The organism is Bradyrhizobium sp. ISRA442 (genome assembly GCF_038085055.1).
Lineage (GTDB): Bacteria > Pseudomonadota > Alphaproteobacteria > Rhizobiales > Xanthobacteraceae > Bradyrhizobium.
The window spans coordinates 49,174-74,893 of sequence record NZ_JALGCN010000024.1 but is presented as its reverse complement, the minus strand read 5'-3'; the positions used below and the strand labels follow the sequence as shown (position 1 = coordinate 74,893).

General features: G+C 65.5%; 24 protein-coding genes. 15 read left to right on the top strand and 9 right to left on the bottom strand.

Annotation, left to right across the window (positions count from 1 at the left end):
• Positions 1-28 precede the first annotated feature (28 nt).
• On the bottom strand, positions 29-1,126 hold the full coding sequence (locus MTR72_RS33500; protein WP_280966392.1) for an LLM class flavin-dependent oxidoreductase: 1,098 nt from the start codon (positions 1,124-1,126) through the stop codon (positions 29-31).
• 216 nt (positions 1,127-1,342) lie between these two features.
• Between MTR72_RS33500 and MTR72_RS33495 the strand changes: the two genes are divergently transcribed.
• From MTR72_RS33495 to poxB, 3 genes are all read left to right on the top strand, one after another.
• Entirely contained in the window at positions 1,343-2,257 is a 915-nt protein-coding gene (locus tag MTR72_RS33495) for a 2-dehydro-3-deoxygalactonokinase (protein ID WP_280966391.1), read from the top strand.
• A 13-nt stretch (positions 2,258-2,270) separates the two neighbouring features.
• The gene (locus MTR72_RS33490; protein ID WP_280966390.1) at positions 2,271-2,903 is read left to right on the top strand and encodes a 2-dehydro-3-deoxy-6-phosphogalactonate aldolase; all 633 of its coding nucleotides are present in this window, start codon (positions 2,271-2,273) and stop codon (positions 2,901-2,903) included.
• An 80-nt stretch (positions 2,904-2,983) separates the two neighbouring features.
• A complete protein-coding gene (poxB, locus tag MTR72_RS33485) occupies positions 2,984-4,720 on the top strand; it encodes a ubiquinone-dependent pyruvate dehydrogenase (protein WP_341511903.1) in 1,737 nt (578 codons plus the stop codon).
• A gap of 109 nt (positions 4,721-4,829) precedes the next feature.
• On the opposite strand, the gene MTR72_RS33480 is transcribed toward poxB, so the two are convergent.
• Both MTR72_RS33480 and MTR72_RS33475 read right to left on the bottom strand, forming a co-directional pair.
• Positions 4,830-5,195, bottom strand: coding sequence for a hypothetical protein (locus MTR72_RS33480; protein ID WP_280966388.1), 366 nt, complete (start codon positions 5,193-5,195; stop codon positions 4,830-4,832).
• 94 nt (positions 5,196-5,289) lie between these two features.
• A complete protein-coding gene (locus tag MTR72_RS33475) occupies positions 5,290-6,201 on the bottom strand; it encodes a PaaI family thioesterase (protein ID WP_280966387.1) in 912 nt (303 codons plus the stop codon).
• A gap of 147 nt (positions 6,202-6,348) precedes the next feature.
• On the opposite strand from MTR72_RS33475, the gene MTR72_RS33470 reads away from it, so the two are divergent.
• The gene (locus tag MTR72_RS33470) at positions 6,349-6,666 is read left to right on the top strand and encodes a hypothetical protein (RefSeq protein ID WP_280966386.1); all 318 of its coding nucleotides are present in this window, start codon (positions 6,349-6,351) and stop codon (positions 6,664-6,666) included.
• A 41-nt stretch (positions 6,667-6,707) separates the two neighbouring features.
• Here the strand turns inward: MTR72_RS33470 and MTR72_RS33465 are convergent, their stop codons facing one another.
• The gene (locus tag MTR72_RS33465; RefSeq protein ID WP_341511902.1) at positions 6,708-8,177 is read right to left on the bottom strand and encodes an amidase; all 1,470 of its coding nucleotides are present in this window, start codon (positions 8,175-8,177) and stop codon (positions 6,708-6,710) included.
• Positions 8,178-8,275: 98 nt separating this feature from the next.
• Positions 8,276-9,391 (bottom strand): ring-opening amidohydrolase, encoded by a 1,116-nt coding sequence (locus MTR72_RS33460; protein ID WP_280966384.1) that lies wholly within the window; start codon positions 9,389-9,391, stop codon positions 8,276-8,278.
• Between the two features lie 299 nt (positions 9,392-9,690).
• Between MTR72_RS33460 and MTR72_RS33455 the strand changes: the two genes are divergently transcribed.
• The 4 genes from MTR72_RS33455 to MTR72_RS33440 all read left to right on the top strand — a co-directional run bounded on the left by MTR72_RS33455 (position 9,691) and on the right by MTR72_RS33440 (position 14,645).
• On the top strand, positions 9,691-12,027 hold the full coding sequence (locus tag MTR72_RS33455) for a Tex family protein (protein WP_341511901.1): 2,337 nt from the start codon (positions 9,691-9,693) through the stop codon (positions 12,025-12,027).
• Between the two features lie 167 nt (positions 12,028-12,194).
• Positions 12,195-12,797 carry a hypothetical protein gene (locus MTR72_RS33450; protein ID WP_280966382.1) on the top strand — a complete coding sequence of 201 codons (603 nt, stop codon included), beginning with the start codon at positions 12,195-12,197 and terminating at the stop codon, positions 12,795-12,797.
• Positions 12,798-12,889: 92 nt separating this feature from the next.
• Complete coding sequence (locus MTR72_RS33445; protein ID WP_280966381.1) at positions 12,890-13,582, top strand: response regulator transcription factor; 693 nt, start codon at positions 12,890-12,892, stop codon at positions 13,580-13,582.
• The gene (locus tag MTR72_RS33440; protein WP_280966380.1) at positions 13,569-14,645 is read left to right on the top strand and encodes a sensor histidine kinase; all 1,077 of its coding nucleotides are present in this window, start codon (positions 13,569-13,571) and stop codon (positions 14,643-14,645) included. The genes MTR72_RS33445 and MTR72_RS33440 overlap by 14 nt, the downstream gene beginning before the upstream one ends.
• A 12-nt stretch (positions 14,646-14,657) precedes the next feature.
• Here MTR72_RS33440 and MTR72_RS33435 read toward each other — a convergent pair whose 3' ends face one another.
• Both MTR72_RS33435 and MTR72_RS33430 read right to left on the bottom strand, forming a co-directional pair.
• Positions 14,658-15,029, bottom strand: a complete 372-nt coding sequence (locus tag MTR72_RS33435) for a response regulator transcription factor (RefSeq protein ID WP_280966379.1) — start codon at positions 15,027-15,029, stop codon at positions 14,658-14,660.
• Positions 15,026-15,892, bottom strand: coding sequence for a S1C family serine protease (locus tag MTR72_RS33430; RefSeq protein WP_341511900.1), 867 nt, complete (start codon positions 15,890-15,892; stop codon positions 15,026-15,028). Before MTR72_RS33430 ends, MTR72_RS33435 begins: the two co-directional genes overlap by 4 nt.
• Positions 15,893-16,097: 205 nt before the next feature.
• On the opposite strand from MTR72_RS33430, the gene MTR72_RS33425 reads away from it, so the two are divergent.
• From MTR72_RS33425 to MTR72_RS33395, 7 genes are all read left to right on the top strand, one after another.
• A complete protein-coding gene (locus MTR72_RS33425) occupies positions 16,098-17,063 on the top strand; it encodes a VOC family protein (protein WP_280966377.1) in 966 nt (321 codons plus the stop codon).
• 110 nt (positions 17,064-17,173) lie between these two features.
• On the top strand, positions 17,174-18,049 hold the full coding sequence (locus tag MTR72_RS33420) for a dihydrodipicolinate synthase family protein (protein WP_280966376.1): 876 nt from the start codon (positions 17,174-17,176) through the stop codon (positions 18,047-18,049).
• Positions 18,050-18,257: 208 nt separating this feature from the next.
• Positions 18,258-19,340: a S1C family serine protease gene (locus MTR72_RS33415; protein ID WP_280966375.1), complete on the top strand. Its 1,083-nt coding sequence runs from the start codon at positions 18,258-18,260 to the stop codon at positions 19,338-19,340.
• A 128-nt stretch (positions 19,341-19,468) separates the two neighbouring features.
• Positions 19,469-21,790: a xanthine dehydrogenase family protein molybdopterin-binding subunit gene (locus MTR72_RS33410; protein WP_280966374.1), complete on the top strand. Its 2,322-nt coding sequence runs from the start codon at positions 19,469-19,471 to the stop codon at positions 21,788-21,790.
• A gap of 272 nt (positions 21,791-22,062) precedes the next feature.
• Complete coding sequence (locus tag MTR72_RS33405; protein WP_280966373.1) at positions 22,063-22,671, top strand: LemA family protein; 609 nt, start codon at positions 22,063-22,065, stop codon at positions 22,669-22,671.
• A gap of 132 nt (positions 22,672-22,803) precedes the next feature.
• Positions 22,804-23,736, top strand: a complete 933-nt coding sequence (locus MTR72_RS33400) for a TPM domain-containing protein (RefSeq protein ID WP_445819654.1) — start codon at positions 22,804-22,806, stop codon at positions 23,734-23,736.
• A 2-nt stretch (positions 23,737-23,738) separates the two neighbouring features.
• Complete coding sequence (locus tag MTR72_RS33395; RefSeq protein ID WP_280966372.1) at positions 23,739-24,236, top strand: TPM domain-containing protein; 498 nt, start codon at positions 23,739-23,741, stop codon at positions 24,234-24,236.
• A 225-nt stretch (positions 24,237-24,461) separates the two neighbouring features.
• Here the strand turns inward: MTR72_RS33395 and MTR72_RS33390 are convergent, their stop codons facing one another.
• Together MTR72_RS33390 and MTR72_RS33385 are read right to left on the bottom strand one after the other, a co-directional pair.
• On the bottom strand, positions 24,462-25,274 hold the full coding sequence (locus MTR72_RS33390; protein ID WP_341511899.1) for an MBL fold metallo-hydrolase: 813 nt from the start codon (positions 25,272-25,274) through the stop codon (positions 24,462-24,464).
• Positions 25,271-25,642, bottom strand: coding sequence for a Crp/Fnr family transcriptional regulator (locus tag MTR72_RS33385; protein ID WP_280966370.1), 372 nt, complete (start codon positions 25,640-25,642; stop codon positions 25,271-25,273). Before MTR72_RS33385 ends, MTR72_RS33390 begins: the two co-directional genes overlap by 4 nt.
• Positions 25,643-25,720: the final 78 nt, after the last annotated feature.

Sequence of the window (25,720 nt, the reverse complement as noted above, 5' to 3'; positions counted from 1 at the left end):
GGCACGATCGCGCCGCACCCGCTGCGGGTCAAGCCGCCTTCTTTGCGGAGCCGAGATGCTTCAGGCGCGGCATCACTTCGTTCTTGAGCAGCGAGAGCGAGTGGTGCCAGGCTTCCGCCTTGTGCTTGTAGTCGAAGCCGAACACCAGGAGCACGCCGAAGCCGCCGACCTCGTCGTAGATCTTCTCGATCTTCTCGGCCACGGTCGCGGGCGAGCCGACGATCCAGTTCCGCTTGGCGCAATATTCGACGGTGACGTCGCTGTCGGGCACGTCGGGTGCGTGCTTCAGATAGTCCTTGAAGCCGAAATGGCCGAGCAGCGGCAGGAAGTACTCGTGCATCATCCGGCCCATCATGTCGCCGGTCGAGAGCTTCCAGGCCTCCTCGTCGGTGTCGGCGACGAATACCTCGCGCACCAGCCGCCAGTCCTGCCGGTTCGGCTTGCGTCCGGTCTTCGCCGCGCCGATCTCGACCGAATCCCAATGGCTGCCGACATAGGCCGGGTTGAGGTTGAGGCTCATCGGGATGAAGCCGCGTTCGCCGGCGAGCTTCAGCGTGTCCGAGTTCTTCGACAGGCCCGCGACGCCGATCGGCGGATGCGGCGCCTGCAACGGCTTGATGTGGGGTTTGAGGAAGTCGAACATCGTGTCCGGCTTGGTCACCGTCCAGTACTTGCCCTTGTGGGTGAACGGCGCAGGCTCGGTCCAAAGCTTCAAGATGATCTCCAGCGCCTCGCGGGTCATGTCGCGGTTCTGTCCGCTCATGCCGTCGACGTTGAACATCGCCCAGTCACTCGGCAGGCCCGAAGCCGCAACGCCGAAATTGAGCCGGCCCTCGGACATATGATCGAGCATCGCGACGCGGTTGGCGAGCTCGGCCGGGTGGTGATAGGGCAGGAGAAAGCCGCCCGGGCCGATGCGCAGCTTCTTGGTCTGCATCAGCGCCTGCGCGATCAAGAGGTCCGGCGTGGGATTGGGTTCCCAGGGGGCGGTGTGGTGCTCGCCGACCCAGGCTTCCTGGTAGCCAAGCTCGTCGAGCCAGCGCATGACCTGGAGGTCCCAGTCGTTCCCCTCCTTCAGGCCGCACTCCGGCGGATGCGAGGGCATCGTGAAATAGCCGATCTCCATGTGTTTCCTCATCTGATGTTGACGCGTCTTGGCGCGCGTTGATGGACTCGAGTAGCAGAGCTTGAGCAAGCCGTGTGCCAGCACGGCAGTGGTTCAAATCGGCGAGAAAGGACTGGTTTGCCCGCGCAATAGCCGGTATCTCGACGCAAACACGCAAAGCGATCGTCTCATTGTCGCGAGACGGCGTCTTGCCGGTGAGACGAGGACAGATTCGATATGAACGAACCCGCCTATGTCGCGGTGGATTGGGGCACCAGCAGCTTCCGGCTTTGGCTGGTCAACCAGGCCGGGCAGGTCCTGGCCGAACGCCGCAGTGGCGAGGGCATGCTGGCGGCGGCCAAGGCCGGGTTTGCCGCCGTGCTGCAATCGCATCTCGCCGCGGTCGAGGCGCCCGATCATCTCCCGGTTCTGGTCTGCGGCATGGCAGGCGCGCGGCAAGGCTGGGTCGAAGCCGGCTATGTCGACACGCCGGCGCCGCTCGCAGCAATCTTGAAGCAGGCCGCGCGGGTGCCCGGCGAAGCGCGCGACATCCGCATCCTGCCGGGCATCGCGCAGCGCGACGCTGGCGCGCCGGACGTGATGCGCGGCGAGGAGACCCAATTGCTCGGCGCGCTCGGCTTCGATGCCGCAGGTGAGGCGGCGGTCTGCATGCCTGGCACGCATTCGAAATGGGTGCGGGTGAAGGACGGCACGGTCGAGCACTTTTCCACCTTCATGACCGGCGAGCTCTTCAGCGCGGTCTCGCGCGAGACGATCCTGTCGCTCGCGGTCGCCGGCGCCGATGACGCCGATGACGTCGCGAGCTTCAAGTCGGCAGTGACGGCCGCGTTCGAGGCGCCGGCCTTCGCCGCCAACCTGCTATTCGGCGCGCGGTCACGACAACTCCTGTTCGGGGGCACGCCGGCGGCGGCGCGCGAGACCTTGTCGGGCACTTTGATTGGAATCGAGTTGGCAGCGGGGCTCTCCGGCGCCGTGCCGAAAAGTGGCATCATGTTGGTTGCGTCGGGGCGGCTCGCGATGCTGTATCGGCTCGCCTTCGATGCGCTGTCGGTGAACGTGGTGCCGATCGATGCGGATGAGGCTGTCCGTCGCGGCCTGTCGATGGCGGCCTCCGCGATCTGGACGAAGTAGAAGGATTCTTGAGATGAGCGTTCCCTTTCCGCCGATGAAGCGACCGCTGGTCGCGATCCTGCGCGGCGTCAAGCCCGAGGAGACCGAGGCCATCGTCGGCGTGCTGATCGAGGCCGGCATCACCGCGATCGAGATTCCCTTGAACTCGCCGGATCCGTTCCGCTCCATCGCCAGCGCCGTGAAGCTCGCGCCCGCCGGCGTGCTGATCGGCGCCGGCACCGTGCTGACGGCCGAAGACGTCGACCGGCTCGATGACGTCGGCGGCAAGCTGATGGTCTCGCCGAATATCGACACGCAGGTGCTGGGGCGCGCGCATCAGCACGGCATGGTGACGATGCCCGGCGTATTCTCGCCGACTGAAGCGCTGCTCGCGGCGCGGTCGGGCGCATCGAGCCTGAAATTCTTTCCTGCGAGCGTGCTCGGCGCGTCCGGCATTGCCGCGATCCGCGCCGTGCTTCCGGCTGGCGTCATGATCGCCGCCGTCGGCGGCGTCTCCGACCAGAATTTTGCGGAGTATGTCAAAGGCGGCGTGACCGCGTTCGGGCTCGGCAGCAGCCTCTACAAGCCCGGCATGACCGCTGCCGATGTCGCGGCTCGGGCCAAGGCGACGGTCATTGCCTACGATCGGGCGATTCCGAAAGATTGAGCCGGCAATAAACCAGCCGTGATCCCGTCACGGCCGGTCCGTATCCTATCTTGCGGGATCAGCGAGATCAGGAGACCGACATGGCGATCAACAATGTAGCCGACCTGTTCGTGGCCACGCTCGAGCAGGCCGGCGTCAAGCGGATCTACGGAATCGTCGGCGACAGTCTGAACGGTCTTACCGAAGCGCTGCGCCGCCGCGGCACCATCGAATGGGTGCATGTCCGGCATGAGGAGGTTGCGGCGTTCGCCGCCGCCGGCGAAGCCGAGATGACGGGGAGTCTTGCGGTGTGCGCGGGCTCCTGCGGCCCGGGCAATCTGCACCTCATCAATGGACTGTTCGACGCGCATCGCAGCCGCGTTCCCGTGCTCGCGATCGCGGCGCAGATCCCGTCGGCCGAGATCGGCGGCGGCTATTTCCAGGAAACCCATCCGCAAAATCTGTTCCGTGAGTGCAGCCATTATTGCGAGCTGATCTCGGACGCGAGCCAGCTTCCTTACGTGCTGGAGAACGCCATCCGTGCGGCGGTGGGTCTGCGCGGCGTCGCGGTCGTCGCCATACCGGGTGACGTCGCTTTCCGTGCGCCGCCGAAGCGGCCGCTATCGGCGACGCGCGGGCTCGCGCTGTCAGCGCCGAAGGTCGTGCCGAAGGCGGACGAGCTGAAGGCGCTTGCGGAGCTCCTCAACGGCGCCGAGCGCATTACGTTGTTCTGCGGCCGCGGTTGCGCCGGCGCGCACGCGCCGCTGATGCAGCTCGCCGAGACCCTGAAGAGCCCGATCGTGCATGCCCTCGGCGGCAAGGAGCACGTCGAATACGAAAACCCCTACGACGTCGGCATGACCGGCTTCATCGGCTTCTCCTCCGGCTACGCCGCCATGCACGCTTGCGACGCCCTGCTGATGCTCGGCACCGATTTTCCCTACAAGCAATTCTTTCCGACCGACTGCCAGGTCGCGCAGGTCGATATCAGGCCGGAAAATCTCGGCCGCCGGTGCAAGCTCGATCTCGGCCTCGTCGGCGACGTCAAGCTCACCATCGAAGCGCTGCTGTCGCTGTTGAAGACCAAGACGCAGCGCAAACATCTCGACGATGCGATCGCGCATTACAGGAAGGCGCGCGAAGGACTCGACTCGCTCGCCAGGGGGACCCCGGGCAGCAAGCCCATCCATCCGCAATATCTCGCCAAGGTCATCAGCGATCATGCTACGGAAGATGCGGTGTTCACCGCCGACGTCGGTACCCCGACGGTGTGGGCCGCGCGCTATCTCAACATGAACGGCCGCCGTCGTCTGATCGGCTCCTTCGTGCACGGCTCGATGGCCAACGCGATGCCGCAGGCGATCGGCGCGCAGGCGGCGCAGCCCGGCCGTCAGGTGATCTCACTGTCGGGCGACGGCGGCTTCACCATGCTGATGGGCGATCTGATCACGCTCACGCAGATGAAGCTGCCGGTGAAGGTCGTCGTCTTCAACAATGGCGTGCTTGGCTTCGTCGCGCTGGAGATGAAAGCGGCGGGCTTCGTCGACACCAATGTCGATTTGGAGAATCCGGATTTCGCGGCGATGGCGCGTGCGATGGGCATCTTTGCCCGCCGGGTCGAAGATCCCGGCGATCTCCCTGGCGCGATGCAGGAGATGCTGGCGCACAACGGACCGGCGCTGCTCGACGTCGTCACGGCCAAGCAGGAGCTGTCGATGCCGCCGACCATCACGCCCGAGCAGATCAAGGGTTTCAGCCTGTGGGTCCTGCGCGCCGTGATGAACGGCCGCGGCGACGAGGTGCTCGATCTCGCGAAGACGAACCTGTTGCCGCGCTGAAGCGCGATCAAGTTATCGCGCTTCAGTTTCTTGTTTGAGCATGATCTCCGCGCAAACGCCACGCGTTTGTCGCGAGGGAAAACCGATTCACACTTTTCCGGGTCATGCTCTAGCCCCGCTTGATCGAAGGCCAAGCGAACCGCTCGTGGCGGCGCTGGAAGCGCTGCCAGTGCAGGACGAGGCCGACCAGCAGCGCCGGCACGAAGCCGAGCACGATCAGGAAGTGCGGCAGCGGCATCGGCGAAATGAAGCCGATGGCGATGTCCGAGATCAGCCACAACGCAGAGAACAGCACCGCGAAATCCGTGCGCGGACAACGCAGATAATAGAACACGGCGGTGACGACGATGGCGGGTCCGATCGCAATGCCGATCATGACCGCCGTCAGCTCCTTCGGCGTCAGCGCATCGAGCACCATCGACGCCAACAGCCAGAGGGCGGCAAACATGGCGATGATGTCGATCGGATGCCGCAATCCAATACCTCTCGCGCGGAACGCGCTATCGTTGTGGCATAAGCCTTCGCCGTCAAGCCTTGGCCGTCAAGGCTTGGCCGTCAAGTAAATATGCCTATTCCTCGTCGTTCCCAGGCGTCGGCCGCAGCATGAAATGGCCAAAGGCTGTGGCGATCGGCTTGGCGGGATCGTCCTGCCAGGCCCGCGCCTCGAAGGCGACGATGCGCCGTCCCTGCTTCACGATCGAGACATTGGCAAAGCTGTCGAGCGCGCGGCCGGAGCGCAGGTAATTGATCGTCAGCCCGATCGGCTTCGGCAGTGCGGCAGCGCCGAGCTCGCGCGTCACGCCGACGATCGCGGTGGTCTCGAGAAAGGCGCCGGTCATGCCACCATGGATCGCGGGCAGGATAGGGTTGCCAATAATCTTTGGCGAGAACGGCATCACCAGCGTGCCGTCGTCGCTGACGCCGATGCCGAGGCAGCGCGCGAATGGGCTATTGGCGAACGGGCCTGCCGGATCCTCCGGCGCCTCCAGCGTCGGGGCGGCGCGCGTATCCATTCTTCGGTCCGCGAGCATGTTGGTGCGGTTGGCGCCGATCATGAAACAGGCGGTGGCGGTTGCGACCGGATCGTCCTCGGAGTCCTGATAGGCCGTAGAGCGCACGAAGGCGATCGAGCGGGTGGTGCGGTAGCAGACCGAATGTGCCTTGATGTCGAGACCGGGCGTCGCGGGCTTCTGGTAGTCGATGCGCAGATCAAGCGTTGCGATCGCGCGCGTGCCGTCGAGCGCGAGCTGCACCGCCATGCCGCAGCTCTCGTCCAGCATCGCCGTGACGACCCCGCCGTGCAGCACGCCGGTCTCGGTATCGCCGACGAAGACCGGGCGGTAGGGCAGGCTGGACCAGGCCTCGCCCGGCGCAAAGCGATCGAGCTGCAGCCCGCTGATGTGGCCATAGTCGGAGCGGCGGCCCCTGATGGCCTCGGCAAGTTCCTCGAACGGCAGCCCGGTGCTCTGTGAAGTGGACATGGCGAGGTTCTAGACCAGTGGCGCCCGTCGTGCAAAACATCGCACGCGCCGCTGCGGGACAGGTCTGCCGGCCGGTTTGGCCTCGACAGAGGCTGGCCAAGCGCCGATGCTGGCCGTTCCGCTTGTCCACTGCCTGCAGGAGTGCCCATGGCCGACCCCGAAACACCCGCCACCAACCAGGGGCCCGTCACCATTTCGACCTCCAGCGCCGAGCGCGCTCCGGTCATCTATTTCGACGGCGCATCCTGTTTCGGGCACCACAACGGGGCGATCCAGATCGAGCTCGCGGCGAACCTGTTGATGCCGATCGGGGCCGCCGTCAGGGTCGACGTGGTTCAGACCGCACATCTGCGCTGCAGCCCGGCCGCGGCGCTGGCCTTGCGCGAAGCGCTCGACAAGGCGCTCGCCATGTATCAGCAGGGTCAGCAGCAACCGTCCGAGACGATCCCCGACGTGAAGAATTGAGGCCGATGGCGCGATCGCAAGTCGATGCGATCGCGCCCTGCTTAACCGACGTGCACCTTCGGCTTCTTGCCGCCGTTCCACTTGCCGTCGATGGCGCGCTCGATCTGGGCGGCGAGTTGCAGGAGCAAGCCATCATTGGCCTGCTTGGCGATCGCCTGGATGCCCAGCGGCAAGCCGTGTTCGTGCGTGGCCATCGGCAGCGAGATCGCGGGCATGCCGCAGAGATTGGCGAGCGGCGTGAAGGCGAAGTTGCGCCAGAGATTGCCGAACCAGTCCAGTACGTCCGGATTGTCGGAGATGGTGAGATATTCCTTCGTGCCGACCTTCGGCGTCGGCAGCGCGGTGACCGGCGTCAGGATGACGTCCCACTGCTCGAAGAACGCGCCGAAGCTGCGCGATGTCGTGTTGAACACGCCTTGCATCTTCGCCCGCTCGGCGAAGCTCGTGTGCCGCCCGGCTTCCCAAATCCTGATGTTGACGGGCTCGACCAGATCCTCCGGCGGCCGCTCCAGCCCACGTGTGGCGAGCATGTTGGAGATCACAACGGCAAAATTGGAGATGTAGCAGGTCGTCTGCGCATCGAAGGCGGCGCGGAAATCGAGCTCGGGCAGCGCGTAGTCGACGTGATGGCCGAGTCCTTCGAGGAAGCGGCCGGCCTTCTCCAGTTCGGCGGCGATGTGCGGCGTCGCGGTGTAGTCGCCCCAGGTGTGCGACAGCGCGATCCTGAGCTTTGCCGGATCGCGCTTGATCATTTCGCCGTAAGGCTGCGCCGTGGTCCAGAACGGCATGAACTCGCCCGGCGCCGGCCCGCGGGCATGATCGACGAAGGCGGCGGTGTCGCGGACGGAACGCGACTGGCAGCCCTGGATCGAGACGAGCCCGGTGAGATCGGACATCAGCGGCGCGAGCGAGAACACGCCTCGCGAAACCTTGAGTCCGATATTGCCGTTGACGCCGGCGGGAATGCGGATCGAGCCGCCGCCATCGGTCGCATGCGCGATCGGTACCACGCCGGCCGCGACCATCGCGGCGCTGCCCGCTGACGAGCCGCAGGTGGTGTAGTCGGTATCCCAGGGATTGCGCGTCACATAGACCGCCGGATTGTCGGCCGAACTGCACACGCCGAACTCCGGCGTCGTCGTCCGTCCGATCAAGTTGAGTCCCGCCTGGCGAAACTTGCCGGTCAGGAACGTATCTGCCGCCGCGCGATTGCCGCGCATCAACAGCGAGCCCATCTCCTGGAGCCGGCCCTTCATGGTCGGGCCGAGATCCTTCATCAGGAAGGGCAGGCCGGCGAACGGTCCGGAGAGATGGGCACCGTCCTTGGCCGGATCGATGATGACGTCGTCGAACAACTCGACCACGCCGGACAGCGCCGGATTGACCTTGGCGACGCCGGCAGCGGCCTGGCGCGCCAGTTCCTTCGGCGTCAGCTCACCGTTGCGGACGCGCGCCGCCAGCGCCATGCCATCGTGCTGCGCCCATTCACTCCAGCTCATCGGCAAAGTCATGCGATTCAATCCCTCTATGCGGCGCCACCCCGCACGCAGGGCTGCTGCGCTGATTCCGGCATGTTCGCAATTGCGGCGCCTCTGCCCTGGCGTCGCGCTTAGTTTTCCGCGAGCCGCGCGATCACCGCAACCGGCCCGCCGCCGGGCGGACCCTGGTGCTCGGCCCCGCCGGAGACATAGACCGCGCCGGTGCCGGCAAGGCCGCCGATCAGGCCGCCGACCGCGGCGCGGGCGTGGCGGGTCGAACTGATGTCGGTGTCTTCCAGCATGGTGTGGCGAAAGCCGCGTACGCTGCCGTTCGGCGACGCCTCGGCCTTGGCGAAGATGTTGACGAGCTCGCGGCCCGCGGTCGCCTGCGGCGCGATGCCAAGTCCCACGCTGTTGAGCGCTGAGATCACCGCGGTGGAGTCGATGGCGTCGCTCATCACGGCATGGCCGATCTCGAACTCGCTCGCCGATGAGGCCGAATTGCCGAGCACGATGACGACGTTGTGCATCAGCTCGATCCCAGCCGAGGTGGAGGCGACCGACGAGAACAGGTCGTAGCGCCGCAGCACGTCTTCGTCACGGATCTCGGACGCGATCTCGCCGAGCGCGACCGCGACCCCGAGCGCGGAGGCGCCGCGCGAATAGGCCATCGAGCCATAGGCGCTGGTCGTCGCCGTTGTGTTGCCGCGCGCGCCTGCGGCCTCGATGCGGTCGCTGGTGAGCAGCGGACACTTGATCTGCACGAAATGCACATCAGTGGGATCGACGATCCCGGCATCGTCCATCGCGGCTTTCACAGCCTTGGCCGTCTCCGCGATCTGCGCGGAGCGTCCGAGTTCCTCGGGAAGAAAATCCCGCGTGTGCGCCATGCCGATGCTCAGCCGTTTGCTGGACACGCCTGCCGTTCCTTGCTCGGCTTCGCGTCGCGTAAACACAGTGATGTGCGGGCTGAGCACGCCCTCGGTACCGCCGGACATCACGAAGGCGATGCGCTGCTCGACCTCCTCTGGGGACAGGTGGAGACAGGGCGCCAGCGCCGTGCACAGCGCGGCAACCGCATATTCCCGCGTGAAATCGTTGACGCCGCCATTGCCCTCGGTCTTGCCGAGGATCGCCAGGATCGATGTCGGATCGATCGCGCCGGACTCGATCATGGTCATGAGGCCGGAGGCGTCGCCGGGGCCCTTGGTGGCAATCCGAACGACGCCAACCGATGTGGTGCGCATTGCAGTCCTCGCATGCTGTTCTGGTGCCGGCGAGTCAACCAGCCGCGGAACAGAGGCGCCTGTCAAGATGTCGAGAAGATCCCCGACGTTCGTCCTGCCGAAAGCCAGGACGACAGCGGAGTATGTGCGCCGTCTTCGTCCATCCAAACGAATGTGGCGAGATCGCATCAAAGCAACAAAAAAATCCCCTGTCGACGGTTCTGCGCTGTACCTTGATGAATCAACCTCGATTGGTTCATAAGCGGCGTCCCGCGGCCGGTGGTTCGGTTCTGGCCGCGTGCTTGGAGAGGGATTCTCGCGTGGCGAATATCAACCAGAAGATTGCGCAGGAGCTTGGGGTTCGAGCGGAGCAGGTCGAGGCGGCGGTGACGCTGCTCGACGGCGGCGCCACGGTTCCCTTCATCGCCCGCTACCGCAAGGAAGCGACCGGTGCGCTCCACGACACGCAATTGCGCACTCTGGAAGAGCGTCTCGTCTACCTGCGCGAGCTCGAAGACCGCCGCAAGGCCATCCTCGAATCGGTCCGCGAGCAGGGCAAGCTCGATGCTGCACTTGAAGCCGCCATCCTCGCCGCCGACAGCAAGGCGCGCCTCGAAGACATCTATCTGCCGTTCAAGCCGAAGCGCCGCACCAAGGCCGAGATCGCCAAGGAAGCGGGCCTCGAGCCGCTGGCCAACCAGCTCATGGCAGAGCCCGGAGACGATCCGAAGGTCGTTGCGGAAGCCTACGTAAACGCCGAGAAGGGTGTCGCGGATGCTGCCGCCGCGCTCGACGGTGCCCGCGCCATCCTGGTCGAGCGCTTCGACGAGGACGCCGACCTGATCGGAAGCTTGCGTGAAGAGATGTGGACAAACGCGCGCATGGCTTCCACCGTGCGCCAGGGCAAGAAGACCGAGGGCGAAAAATTCGCGGACTACTTTGAGTTCTCCGAGCCGCTGACGAAGCTGCCCTCGCACCGCATCCTCGCGATGTTCCGCGGCGAAAAGGAAGAAATCCTCGATCTCCAGATCCAGGCCGAGGCCGAAGCGCCGCCGCCGGGCGTGCCGAGCGCCTATGAACTGAAGATCATGAAGCGGTTCGGTATCGCCGACCTGAAGCGCGCGGGCGATCGCTGGCTGATCGACACCGTGCGCTGGGCCTGGCGCACCAAGATCCAGGTGCATCTCAACATCGATCTGCGCATGCGGCTGTGGAACGCGGCCGAGACCGAGGCCGTGCGCGTATTCGCCTCGAACCTGCGCGACCTGCTGCTGGCCGCACCCGCCGGCACCCGCGTCACCATGGGCTTGGATCCCGGCTACCGCACCGGCGTCAAGGTCGCCGTCATCGACGCGACCGGCAAGGTGGTCGATACCACCGCGATCTACCCGCACGAGCCGCAGCGGCAGTGGAACGAGTCGCTCGCAACCCTCGGCAGGCTCGCGCTGAAGCATCGCGTCGAGCTGATCGCGATCGGCAACGGCACCGCCTCGCGTGAGACCGACAAGCTCGCGACCGAGCTCGTCAAAGGCCTGGCCGAACTGAAGATGACCAAGATCGTGGTGTCGGAAGCCGGTGCGTCGGTCTACTCGGCCTCCGCCTTTGCCTCGCAGGAACTGCCCGGACTGGACGTCACCCTGCGCGGTGCGGTCTCGATCGCCCGCCGCCTCCAGGATCCGCTCGCCGAGCTGGTCAAGATCGAGCCCAAGGCAATCGGCGTCGGACAGTATCAGCACGACCTCGGCCAGGCCAAGCTCGCCAAGTCGCTCGACGCCGTGGTCGAAGACTGCGTGAACGCCGTCGGCGTCGACGTCAACACCGCCTCCGCGCCGCTGCTGGCGCGGGTGTCGGGCGTGGGCGCTGGCCTTGCACAGAGCATCGTGCAGCATCGCGATGCCAATGGCCCGTTCAAGTCGCGCAAGGCGCTCAAGGACGTCCCGCGGCTCGGGCCGAAGGCATTCGAGCAATGCGCCGGCTTTTTGCGCATTCTCGGCGGCGAGGATCCGCTCGACGCGTCCGGCGTGCATCCGGAAGCCTATCCGGTGGTGCGCAGAATTCTCAGCGCCACCAAGAGCGACATCAAGGCGCTGATCGGCAACAGCGATATTGTCCGCACGCTGAAGCCGAAAGATTATGTCGACGAAACCTTCGGCCTGCCGACGGTCACCGACATCCTGCGCGAACTGGAGAAGCCCGGCCGCGACCCGCGCCCGGCATTCAAGGCGGCGGTGTTCAAGGACGGCGTCGAGGAGATCAAGGATCTGAAGAAAGGCATGATCCTCGAGGGCACCGTGACCAACGTCGCCGCCTTCGGTGCCTTCGTCGACATCGGCGTGCACCAGGACGGCCTCGTGCACATCTCGGCGATGTCGAAAACCTTCATCAAGGATCCGCGCGAGGTGGTGAAGCCCGGCGACATCGTCAAGGTCAAGGTTCTGGATTTCGAGGTCGCGCGCAAGCGCATCTCGCTGACGCTGCGTCTCGACGACGAGGTCGGTGCAAAGAAGGACGCCCCTGGCATGCAGCGCGACAATTCGCGCAACACCGCTCGCATGACCTCGTCGGCGCCGCGCAAGCAGGAGTCTTCCGGCGGCGGCGCGCTCGCCGAGGCGTTGCGCCGCGCAGCCGAGAAGAGCGGACGCGGCAAGCCGGTGTGAGGAGAGCGTTGCTCTCAACCTCGCCCCGTACCACCGGGAGAGGCCGTCGTTTCTGACTTCCGCGTCATAAACTGGCGCATTTGTAATTTGATGGAGACGGCATATTCGCCTCTCCTGATCCTCCTCGTGCGGCGAGGCTACCGCTGCACTGCTAGGAGGATTTTCCGATGAACAACAGGCTTCTCACAGGTCTCGTCGCCGCGGCAGTTGCTGCGACGCTGGCGGTCGCGTCGCCCGTTCTCGCGCGCGGCGGCGGCGGTTTTGGCGGTGGCGGTGGCGGCCATGGCGGCTTTGGCGGTGGCGGCTTTGGCGGCGGCCATGGCGGCTTTGGTGGCGGTGGGCATTTCGGTGGTGGTGGCATGCACGTCGGTGGTATGGGTGGCGGCATGCATGTCGGCGGTATGGGGGGCGGCATGCGAGTGGGCGGTATGGGCGGAGCTCGTTTCGGTGGCGCCCGCTTCGCCGGTGCGCCGATGGCGCGTTTCGCGGGTTCGCCGATGGCCGCCCGCGCCGCCATCGGGCCGCGCTTTGCCGGTGCGCCGTTCGCGACCCGTGCGGCCTTCGGCCCGCGGTTCGCCGGCAGGGCATTTCACGGCAGGCCCTTCATCGGCCGCCACGCCTTCTTCTTCCGCCATCATCGCTTCCACCGGTTCGCCTTCTTCGGCGCGCCCTTCGTCTACGCCAGCTATTACGACGACGGCTGCTGGCGGAGGAGCTGGACGCCCTACGGCTGGCAATGGGTCAATGTGTGCGGGGATTATTTGTACTAACATCGCCGTACCATTGTCGCGATCGCCACCGGGCAGTTCCGCTCAGCCCCAGACCGGGATAGTCTGGTGGCGACCGTCGCGCGGAGTTCGTCATGACCGGAGGTCACCGCCGCATCCTGGTCGTCGAGGACGACCCGGAAACCGCAGGCCAGCTCGCCGAGGAGCTGACGACCTCGGGTTATGAGGTCGATCTCGCCGCGACCGGCCGCGAAGCGCTGAGCCACGGTGCCGCGCGCGACTATGCGGTGATCACGATCGACCGCATGCTGCCCGATATCGACGGCATCACCGTGATGCGGCAGTTGCGCGACGACGGCGTTGCCGCGCCCTTCCTGATCATCTCCGCGCTCGGTGAGGTCGACGATCGCGTGCGGGGCCTGCGCGCCGGCGGCGACGACTATCTCGTCAAGCCGTTTTCCTTCGTCGAACTGCTGGCGCGGCTCGAGGCGCTCGGCCGCCGCAGCGAGACCATCGCCAAGGAGACGATCTTGCGGGTCGGCGATCTCGCCATCGACCTGATTGCGCGCTGCGCCAGCCGCCGCGGCCGGAAGATCCCGCTGCTGCCGCGCGAGTTCCAGCTCCTAGAATATCTCGTCCGTAACGAGGGCCGCGTCGTGTCCCGTGCGATGCTGCTCCAGCACGTCTGGGACCTGCATTTCGATCCCTCCACCAATATCATTGACGTCTATGTCGGCCGCGTCCGCCGCAAGGTCGACGATAGCCAGGCCTATCCGCTGATCCACACCATCCGCGGCATCGGATATTGCCTCCGTGCTCCTGGCTAAGACGCTCCGCTCCTCGACCTTTCGCCTGGCGCTGATCGCGATCGCGGCGTTCGGGCTGATCGTCGCGGCGATCATGGCCTATGTCTATTTCGGAACGCTCGGCTATGTGCGGAGCCGGCTCGGCGAAGTCGGCGATCACGACGGCTTCACGGCGATGATCGAGCTCGCAATGATCGCGGTCGCGATCCTGCTCCTGGTGCTGGCCGGGCTCGCCGCGGTGCTGGTGACGCGGCGCACGGTGGGGCGGATCGAAGAGATCAATGCGACCAGTCGTGCCATCATGCTCGCCGGTCTCGACCGGCGGATTCCCCTGCGCGGCAGCCATGATGAATGGGACCGCGTCGCGGAGAACCTCAATCTGATGCTGGATCGCATCGAGACGCTGATGGGCGAGGTCAAGCAGGTCAGCGACAACGTCGCCCACGACCTGCGCACGCCGCTGACGCGCATGCGCGGCCGGCTGGAAAAGGCCTATCACACCCCGCGTAACAGCGAGGCCGACGCGACGTTGATCGGCGACACCATCGCCGATCTCGACGCCGTGCTCGGCATGTTCGCTTCGATCACGCGAATATCCGAGATCGAGACTCGCGCCCGCAGGAGCGCCTTTCGCGCGCTCAACCTCGCCGAGCTCGCCGGCGAGGTCGTCGAACTCTATGACGCCGCTGCCGAGCAGGTTTCGACGCGCCTTAGCCTGGTCGGTGATCGCGAGGTGTCGGTCACGGGCGATCGCGACCTCTTGTTCGACGCCATCGCAAATCTCGTCGACAACGCGATCAAGCACGGCCGCGCGGGTGGACAGGTGACCGTGACCTGCCGGCACTCCGGCGGCGGTGCGGTGATTGCGATTGCCGATGATGGCCCCGGCATTCCGCCGGACCAACGCGACCACGTTTTCAAGCGCTTCTACAGGCTCGAGCAGAGCCGCTACACGCCCGGTAACGGCCTGGGCCTAAGCCTTGTTGCCGCGATTGCGCGCCTGCATGGCGCCGAAATTGCACTGCGCGACAGTACGCCAGGGCTGACGATCCAGCTTCAGTTCCCGGTACCGTCAGCGCAATAGGTCCCGATGCGCCTACAGATTGATCACGCCGCGGCGCGCTGCATGAGCGACCGCGTCGGTGCGGCCGGTGGCATCGAGCTTGTCGAGCAGCGAGCCGACATGGAATTTCACGGTGTGAACGGAAATGCCGAGCTGGCGCGCGATCATCTTGTTCGAAGCGCCCTCCGCCATCAGCGCCAGTACGGCGAGCTCGCGCTGCGTCAGCGCGAAGTCGTCGGCCATGCCGGGCGCGGTGCGCGCGACCACGGTCGCGGTGGCCTGCTCGCCGGGACCGGCGAGCCGCAGTCCCGCGACGCCACCGAGGATCGCGGCAAGGCGATCGGCGAGGGCGGGATCGTCGATCGCAAGCGCCAGCACGATCTCCGGCGTGATGTCGTCGCTCACGCCTCGGGCCTTTCGCCGACGGTGACCTTGAAGTTGACCGGCTCACCGCCGCGGCGCACCGCGACATCGACCACCGCGCCGACGCTGGCGGGCCCGAGCGTCCGCGACAGCGCGCGCACCCCAGCGAGCTTTTGATCGTTGACGGCCACGATCACGTCGCCCTGGCGGATGCCGGCCGCCGCGGAAGGCCCGGCCTTGTCGACATTCATCACCATCGCACCGATGCCATCGTCGAGCCGCACCGGCTGGAGTCCGAGGCCAAGATATCCGCGGGCGATGTGGCCGCGCGTCTCGAGCTGTGTGGCGACGCGCTCGATCGTTGCCGTCGGGATCACCAGCACGCGTCGCGGGCCGAGCACGGCCATGCCGAAGGCTTCACCCGCCGCATTCAGCGCGAGCCCGCCCTCCTGGCTCGGACGCAGGCGAACGTCGAGCTCGATCCGCGCGTCGATGTCGCCGCCGCGCAGGCTGCGCCAGCCCTGGCCGGCGGCCGACACCAGGCCGAGGCTGGCTGACGGCGCACCGCGGTCGGTTGCGACCACGATCGAGAGCGCGCCAAGCGCCGGGACCGTGGCGGCGAGCTTGACCGGGGCAATGTCTGTGCTGGCGCGGAGCACGGCGATATCGGTCGTATGGTCGCGGCCGGCGATGGTTGCGGCCACCGCGGTGCCGTCGGCCAGCCTGATCTCGACCTCGCCCTCGTCCGCCAGCGCCTCGTCGGCGGTGATGATGAGGCCGGGCTTCCAGACGAAGCCGGACGCGCGAGCGCGATGCGAATGCACGGAGACGATGGAAGGGGTGCAGCGCGCCACGACATCCGCGAGCGCGCACGATAGCGCGGAGAGGGGGGTGACGTCGGTCATGGACAACTCCTGTCTGTTGTCCTCAATCTGGGATGCCGCGGGCGATCCGGAAACTGGCCGGATGGTCAGGACTGGCCTTCGTTGCCGTCTCCCGTATTGCCCCGGTCGACGCAGTTGTGATTGGGACCCGTTCACGGGACCGTGTAGCAATCCGTCCGACATTGTGGCCGACGGCCTCACGGATCTTCAGGGAGAGCCTTAACCCATGACCATCGATCTCACCCGCCGCACCCTGCTTTACCTCGCCGGTGCGACGTCGCTTGCAGCCGCCGCTGCGGGCGCAGCGCGCGCCGAGGGCAATCCGGTGGGCGCCGGACCGACCTATGCCAGCCGCACGCCGATGCGGGTCGGCATGGTGACGTTGCGGGTCAAAAATCTGGATGTGGTTGCGGATTACTACCGCGACGTGCTCGGGCTCACCGTGATGGAGCGCGCGGCGAGCTCGGCTCAACTCGGCACCGCCGGAATCCCGCTGCTCGTGCTGGAGGCCCGTCCCGACGCCGCGATCGAGCCGCGCAACTCGGCCGGCCTCTACCACACCGCCTTCCTGATGCCGACGCGCAAGGATCTGGCGCGCTGGCTGGTCCATGCCGCCTCGCGTCGCGTGCCGCTGTCCGGCTTCGCCGATCATCTTGTCAGCGAATCCGTCTATCTCGACGATCCCGAAGGCAACGGCATCGAGGTCTATGCCGACCGCGATCCCTCGCAATGGCACTGGAGCGAGGGCAGCGTGAAGATGGCGACCGACGAGCTCAACATCCCCGATCTGCTGTCGCTGACCAATCCGCGCGTCAGCGACTATGCCAAGGCGCCGGACGGCCTGCGCATCGGCCACATGCATTTGCGTGTCGGCGATCTCGCAAAAGCCGAGAGCTTCTATCACGGCACGGTCGGGCTCGACCCGACCCGCCGCCGCAACGGTGCATCGTTCCTGTCATCGGGCCGCTATCACCATCACCTCGGCATGAACGTCTGGCAGAGCCAGGGCGCCGGTCGACGCGACGACAGCGCGACAGGCCTCGCATGGTTCTCGCTGGTGACGGAGAAGCAGGAACTGCTCGCCGCGCAGGAGGAGCGTCTGCGCAAGGGTGGTGCGCAAGTCACGGCGCTTGCGAATGGCGTGGAGGCGATCGATCCCTGGGGCACACGGGTGCGGCTCATCAAGGTATAGCCGGCTCGCGCGCGAACGGCTGCTGGCGTTCGCTTGCCGGCCCTTCGGCGTCATGTTAGCACCGCCGGTGTCGCGCGAGCGATGCCCGATCTGCCGGATCATTCCCTGACATGCCCGATTTCCACGGCGTCTTTCCCTATCTCGTCTCGCCCGTTAATGCCGACGGCACAGTTCGCACGAATGTCCTCGGCAGGCTCTGCGACGATTTGATCGGTACCGGGGTGCACGGACTGACGCCGTTGGGATCGACCGGCGAGTTCGCGTATCTCAATGCGGCACAGCGTACCGCTGTGGTGCAGACCACCGTCGAGGCCGCGAAGGGCCGCGTGCCTGTCGTGGCCGGTGTCGCCTCGACCTCGACTGCAGATGCGGTGGCACAGGCAAAGGCGTATCAGATGCTCGGCGCCGATGGCATCCTCGCGATTCTGGAAGCCTATTTCCCGCTCGCCGACGCGCAGGTCGAATCCTACTTCCGCAGCATCGCGGATGCCGTCGACATTCCCGTCGTCATCTACACCAATCCGCAATTCCAACGCTCCGACCTGACGCTCGACGTCATCGCGCGCCTCGCCGAGCACCCGCGCATCGGCTACATCAAGGATGCCTCGACCAACACCGGCCGGCTGCTATCGATCATGAATCGCTGCGGCAATCGCTTGCGCGTGTTCTCGGCCTCGGCCCACATCCCGGCGGCCGTGATGCTGATCGGTGGTGTCGGCTGGATGGCGGGCCCGGCCTGCATCATCCCGCGCCAGAGCGTCGCGCTCTACGATCTCTGCAGGGCCGGCCGTTGGGACGAGGCCATGGCGCTCCAGCGCAGGCTGTGGCGCATCAACGAAGCCTTCGCCCGGTTCAATCTCGCAGCCTGCATCAAGGCGGGCCTTTCGATCCAGGGCTACGACGTCGGCGACCCCATCCCGCCGCAGGCCGCGCTTAATGCCGAGCAGCGCAAGCTTGTGGAAACGGCATTGCGGGAGCTGGCGTAGGTCGTGATCTGGCGACACGTCTACGCTACCCGACCGAGTTATTCATTGCTGACGACTGGGCCCGAGACAAAAGGTCACTGCTCCATCCCAATTCCTGGTCGGACTTGAAACCTCTGCGCGTCTGCAGCGTTGCTGCGAGAGCCACGTTTGGGCGGGCTCAGATGCACCTCGAGTTCAACGATCTTCAATTTTGTTTCCGGTAGCCGGCATGGACCGTCGCCTCGGAATCGCTGCGTCAATATTGGCAATCGTGTTGCTCCTGGCGACCGCCACGAAAATCCATTTTGCGCCATGGACGAGCCCTGTCGCCCGCGCGGTTGAGCCACGCGGTCCACTCTCGGATGCCGAGAGAGCGAGCATCGAAATCTTCGACCGCGTATCTCCATCGGTCGTTCAGGTCGCAGCGAGATCTGCGGCCAGCCCGCTGATGGAAGAGGAAGGGCGCGCCGCCTCCGGCACTGGATTTGTCTGGGACAATGATGGTCACATCGTCACCAATAATCATGTGGTCGAGAATGCCAACGAAGTCGCGGTTCGCTTCGCATCGGGCGAGGTCACGAAGGTCGACCTGATCGGGACAGCGCCGAACTACGATCTTGCCGTGCTCCGCATCAGGAGCGTGCGCCAACTGCCCCCGCCCGTGGCACTCGGCAGCTCGAGCGATCTGAGGGTGGGCCAATCGGCCTTTGCCATCGGCAATCCCTTTGGCCTCGATGAATCGATGACGAGCGGGATCATCAGCGCGTTGAAGCGCCGGTTGCCAACTAGTGCAGGGCGCGAGATCTCCAACGTGATCCAGACCGATGCCGCGATCAATCCCGGTAATTCGGGCGGACCATTGCTCGATTCGGCGGGCCGGCTGATCGGCGTCACCTCGGCCATCATCTCCCCGTCGGGGTCAAACGCCGGCATTGGCTTTGCCATTCCGATCGATGTGGTGAATCGGGTGGTCCCCCAGCTCATCAAGAATGGGCGGGTACCGACTCCTGGCATTGGTATCGTCACGGCGAATGAGGATGTCGCCACACGCATCGGTGTCGAGGGGCTGATTGTGGTTCGCACGTCGCCCGGCAGCCCAGCCGAACGCGCAGGCATACGCGGGGTGAATTTCACGACGGGGGCGCTCGGTGACGTCATCACGGAAGCCGATGGCAAGCCGGTGCGCCGGATGTCCGATCTTACGGACCAGCTCGAGCAGCTCGGGACGGGACGCTCGGTGCGATTGACCGTCAAGCACGGCTCCGAAACGCGCGACGTCAATGTTGACATTGTCGACGTCAGCCGATCCTAGCCGTCCAATCGTATGTTCGCCCGTGCATGGCGCCCATGCACCGCGCGCCCATCGGGCTCATCGAGTTGTCTCGCCGGGGAAATCCGCTAAAACCCGCCCGTCAAATCTGACTTGAGGAATACAACGGAATGAACATTCTTCCCGGCAATTTGCGTTTCGGAGCAGGGCAGCCCGTCAAGCGTTTGGAAGACCAGCGACTGCTTACCGGGAAGGGACAGTTCATCGACGACAAGCCGGAGGATGGCGCGCTGTGGCTGCACGTGCTGCGCTCGCCGCATGCTCACGCCAAGATCGTCTCGATCGACACCAGCGCCGCGGCGGCAATGCCGGGCGTCACAGCCGTTTATACTGGCGCCGACCTCATCAAGGACGACATCGGCAGCATCCCGACCCTGAATATCTTCAAGCGCCCCGACGGCAAGCCGATGACTGTGCCGCCGCGTCGCCTGCTCGCCCATGAGGTCGTGCGCTACGGCGGCGAGGCGGTGGCGGCGGTCGTTGCGTCGTCCCGCGTACTGGCCCAGACCGCGGCCGAAGCGATCGTGGTCGAGTACGACGTGCAGCCGGCTGTGGTCGATCCCGTCGAAGCCGTAAAACCGGGCGCGCCCGTGGTGTGGCCGGAGGCGCCCGACAACATCGTCGGCGCAATGAGCTATGGCGACGCCGCCAAGGTCGACGAGGCCTTCGCGAAGGCCGCGCACACGGTCGAGCTCGACATCGTCAGCCAGCGTCTCGTGCCCTCGGCGATGGAGCCGCGCTCGACCATTGCCGAGATCGACAAGACGTCCGGACGCCTCCTGCTGCACGTGCAGTCGCAGACGCCGGCTTCGACCCGCGACGTGCTGGCGGAAGCCGTGCTCAAGCGTCCCAAGGACAGCGTGCGCGTGCTTGTCGGCGACATCGGCGGCGGTTTTGGCCAGAAGACCAACCTCTATCCCGAGGACGGCATCGTCGCCTATGCCGCGACCAAGCTGAACAAGAAGATCCGCTGGCGCGGCGACCGCACCGACGAGTTCGTCAGCGGCACCCATGGCCGCGACCTCACCTCGACCGCGTCGTTCGCGCTGGATGAGAAGGGCAAGGTGCTGGCCTATCGCGTCAAGTCCATCGGCTGCACCGGCGCCTATTCCTCGGGGGCGGCCAACATCATCCCGCTGGTGCTCGGTCCCTTCGTGCAGACCGGCGTCTACGACCTGCCGCTGGTGCATTTCGAAGTGAAGACGGTGATGACCCACACCGCACCGGTCGGCGCCTATCGCGGCGCAGGTCGGCCCGAGGCCGTCTTCATCGTCGAACGCCTGTTTGACGCTGCCGCCCGAAAGATCGGCATGGATCCGCGTGCGATCCGCAAAGTGAACTACATCAAGCCGGCCCAGCTCCCCTACACCAACGCGGCCGGCCAGGTCTATGATTCCGGCGCCTTCGCGCACATGCTCGACCGCGCCACCAAGCTTGCCGACTGGGACGGCTTTGCCGCGCGCAAGAGGGCCGCGAAGAAGAAGGGCCTGCTCTACGGTCGCGGACTCACCTCCTACATCGAATGGACCGGCGGTCGCGCGCATACCGAGAAAGTCAGCCTGCATGCGACCTCGCAGGGCCGCGTCATCCTTCATTCCGGCACCCAGGCAATGGGGCAGGGCCTGCAGACCACCTACACCCAGATGATCTCCGACACGCTCGGCATCCCCATGGACAAGATCGACGTCGTCCAGGGCGACACCGATCTTGCGATGGGCTTCGGCAGCGTCGGCTCGCGTTCTCTGTTCGTCGGCGGCACCGCGGTCGCCGTCTCCTCCAACGACCTGATCCAGAAAGCGCGCGAGAAGGCGGCCAACGTGCTCGAGACGTCGGTCGAGGACATCGAATATCAGGGCGGCATGCTCACCGTGGTCGGCACCGACCGCCGCATCGGCCTGTTCGAGCTCGCCGAGAAAGAAGGCGGCGCCAAGCTCAGCGTCGATTCGGAAGGTGAGGTCGACGGGCCGAGCTGGCCGAACGGCACGCATATCTGCGAGGTCGAGATCGACCCCGAGACCGGCGTGTCGCGCGTCGTGCGCTACACCACGGTCGACGACGTCGGCGTGGCCGTGAACCCGATGCTGGTGACGGGCCAGATCCACGGCGGCGTCGCGCAGGGCATCGGCCAGGCGCTCTATGAAGGCGTGTCCTATGATGCGGATGGCCAGCTCCTCACCGCGAGCTACCAGGACTACTGCATCCCGCGCGCCGACGACGTTCCGCCGATCGTCGTGACGCTGGACGATTCAGCGCCCTGCCGCACCAATCCGCTCGGCGCCAAGGGCTGCGGCGAATCCGGCGCCATCGGCGGCCCGCCCTGCGTCACCAACGGCGTGATGGACGCGCTCGCCGAGCTTGGCATCACCCAGCTCAACACCCCGCTTACGCCGCAGAAGATCTGGCAGGCGATCAGGGACGCGAAGGCGGGTTAGCTCGTCATTATCAACTCGTCGTCCCGGACTTCGCTGCGCTTGTCCGGGACGACGGTGGAGAACGCAGGGCGACGATACTGCGCCGGGATTTTGTCCAGTCTGGAGTGCCGAGAGTACGCGCAGCTCGGTCATCTCCAGCGCGTCGCGCACCAGCCGGTGATAGGCAAGAGGCTTGCGTCAGTCGGCTGCCTTTTGCGCCTCTGGCGCAAGACATCTGGCGCCTCGCGCGCTTCATCTGATAGTTTGTCCCGGTTTCCATCGGGAGAAATTTGATGCGCAAGATCCTGACAGTGCTGGCGGCGCTGGCTTCGCTCAGCCTGACCAATTGCGGCTACAACGCGATCCAGAGCCAGGATGAGCAGATCAAGGCCAACTGGTCGGAGGTCGTGAACCAGTATCAACGCCGCTCCGATCTCGTGCCCAATCTCGTCAACTCGGTGAAGGGCTTTGCCCAGCAGGAGAAGGACGTCCTGCTCGGGGTTACCAACGCGCGCGCCAAGGTCGGCAGCGTCCAGGCGACGCCCGAGGTGCTCAACGACCCCGCAGCCTTCCAGAAATTCCAAGCGGCCCAGGGCGAGCTCTCCAGCGCGTTGTCGCGCCTTCTGGTGGTCACGGAGAATTACCCGCAGCTCAAATCGGATGCCTTGTTCAAGGACCTGATGTCGCAACTCGAAGGCACCGAGAACCGCATCACGGTGGCGCGCAACCGCTACATCAAATCCGTGCAGGACTACAACGTCACCATCCGCTCGTTCCCGACCAATCTCACCGCGATGGCATTCGGCTACAAGGACAAGCCGAACTTCTCGGTCGAGAACGAGAAGGAGATCTCGACCGCACCGAAGGTGGACTTTAACCCAGCACCTGCGCCGTCGAAGTAGCGCGTTCGGGCTCCGATGCGCGCCACATCCTCCGCCGTCATTCCCCGCGAAAGCGGGGAATCCAGTACGCCGCGGCTTCCCGGTTCAAGCACAACCGTCTCTGGAATACTGGATCGCCCGCCTTCGCGGGCGATGACAGCGAGGTTGCTGCGCGCTCGTTCAGCCCTCTCATCGCACGGCATCCTCCTTCTTGCGCTCTTTTTCGTCTTCCTCACCTTCGCCTTCACCGCCGCAGCCGATGTTGCCGTGCCGCAGCTCACGGGCCGGGTGGTCGACCAGACCGGCACGCTGTCGAGCGGCGACATCGCCTCGCTCGACCGGAAGCTTCGGGATTTCGAGGCAAGGAAAGGTAGCCAGATCGCCGTCCTGATCGTGCCGACGACGCAACCCGAGACAATCGAGCAGTTCTCGATCCGCGTTGCGGACGCCTGGAAGATCGGGCGGAAGAAGGTCGACGACGGCGCGATCCTGCTCATCGCCAAGAACGATCGGCACTTGCGCATCGAGGTCGGCTATGGCCTCGAAGGCGCGCTCACCGACGTTACCTCGCGGCGGATCATCGACGAGGTCATCACGCCAAGGTTCAGGACGGGGGACTTCGCCGGCGGCATCTCCGACGGCGTCGACCGCATCCTCCGCGTGATCGACGGCGAGCCGTTGCCGGCGCCTGCGCGCAACACGAGCTTCAGCAGCGACATCAGCGATTTCGGCCCCGTCATTCCCTTCGCCCTGTTCGCCTCGCTGTTCGTCGGTGGTATCCTGCGCACGATGCTCGGGAGATTGCTCGGCTCGGTCGCGACCGGCGGCGTGCTCGCAGCGTTGGCCTGGTTCATGGTCGGCTCGGTCGGTCTTGCGCTGGCGGTCGGCGCCATTGCCTTCATCCTGGCCTTCATTGCCGATCTCGTTCCGATGGCGACGGGGCCGGGGACAGGTGCTTCGCGCGGCGGCTCCTGGTCGAGCGGCTCGGGCGGCGGCTGGAGCAGCGGCTCGTCGTCCAGCGACAGCGGCAGCTTCAGCGGCGGGGGCGGCGGTTTCGGTGGCGGCGGCGCGTCGGGGAGCTGGTAGTCATGAGCATCAGGCGCATCTCCAGGCATCTCCTTCAGCACCATTGGCGTGCGAAGCAGGTATTTACGCCGGACGTGCTCGCGCGCATCGAGCAAGCGATCAAACGCTGCGAGGCCAGTCACGCCGGTCAAGTCCGTTTCGTCGTCGAAGGCGCACTCGACGGCGCGGCGCTATTCCGCAACCAGCCGGCACGCGAGCGTGCGCTCGACGTCTTCTCGCATTTGCGGATCTGGGACACCGCGCACAACAACGGCGTCCTGATCTATCTCCTGCTCGCCGACCGTGACGTCGAGATCGTCGCCGACCGCGGCATCGATGCGAAGGTCGGGGCTGAAGGCTGGGAAAAGATCTGCCGTGCGATGGAGACCGAGTTCAGATCCGGCCAGTTCGAGCGCGGCGCGATCGGCGGCATCGAGGCGGTGTCGCGGGAGCTGACGAAGCATTTCCCGCCGCAGGGTCCGCATCCGAACGAGCTGCCGGACAAGCCGGTGGTGATCTGATGGGAGGTGATGTGGACGGATGCGCACCGTCGGTTCCGTCATTGCGAGCGCAGCGAAGCAATCCAGACTGTCACCGCGGCGGGATTCTGGATTGCTTCGCTGCGCCCGCAATGACGAGGGGAAGCAGCGCGATCACCTCTACCCAATGTCGTCCTGGCTTTCGCCAGGACGACATTGTGGAAGCGTCTGGGTGTTCTCTTCCTGAGGAGTGCCAGCGGCGCGCTGTCAATCATCAAGCTTGTTCAAATCCCTGACCGACTGCATGATCGGCTCGAAATTCGAGCGTGCATCGAGCGCGTCGAACAATTGCGCGGTGTCCTCCAGCAAGCCATGCGACCTTGCGATCGCAATCCGCACGTCCTCCTGCGGCGTATCCGACAGCCTGCCGTGGCCCGAGAGCAGGATCTTCGAATCCAGCCCCTTGAGGCGTTCCAGCGACTGGATGTAGTCGGCGATGCTGCCGGAGCCGAACACGCCGCCCATGACGCCGCCGGGCATCAAGGTGTCGGCGGCGAACAAGAGGCCCTTGTCCTGATCGAACAGCGTGATGCAGGCCGAGGTGTGGCCCGGCGTGTGCATCACGTTGAGGCGGAACTTGCCGAGGTCGATCAGATTGCCTTCCTCGAGCCAGATGTCGATGTTGATCGGTACGTTCGGCTCATTGAACATCTTGCGCAGCATCGAGAAATCGTCGCGCAGCATGATCTTGTTGGCGGCGAGGCGGTGGGCGGCGATGAAGGTGCGGCGCTTGTTGAAGTGCCAGGCGGCGCCGATATGGTCGAGATGCTCGTGGCTCAGCACCACCATGTCGATCTTCTCCGGCGGACAGCCGACGAAGTCGAGGCACTCCACCATCGCCGGATAGTTGGTGGAGAGCCCGACGTCGATCAGGATGGTGCGCGCCGAGCCGCGCACCAGATAGGCGTTGGCGGCCCGGTTGGCGAAGCGGATCTGGTACACGTCCTCCGCTGCCTGGATCAGCGAGCAGGTGTCGTTCTTCATCAGGATCGGAAAGGCCATCGGCTTGCGGTCGCTCATGATTGTGCTGTCCGATAGGTGACGGCGTTGGAAGCGCGCAGGCGCTTGGAGAGCGCGTCCATCACCATCAGCGCGAAGGCCGGCTGCTGGCTGACGAGATAGACGAAGCGGGCATGGTTGATCTTCATCACCCGCGTGTGCGGTGCCGCCGCGATGGCGGTCGCCGAGCGCGCCGAGCCGTCGATCACGGCCATCTCGCCGAAGAACTCGCCCTTGCCGAGAGTGACGATAGTGGTCTTGCTTGCGCCGGCGACCTTGGCAATCTCGACCTGGCCGTCGAGGACGACGAACAGCTCGCGGCCCGTCGAGCCCTCCTCGAAGATGACGTCACCGACACCAAACTCGTTGATGCACTTCTCGATCGTCATTGTGCCTCCCCTCGGCACCCCGGCCTTCTGGCTGCGGGATATCCCATGTTAGCCGGGGAGCAAGGTACGGCAAACAGG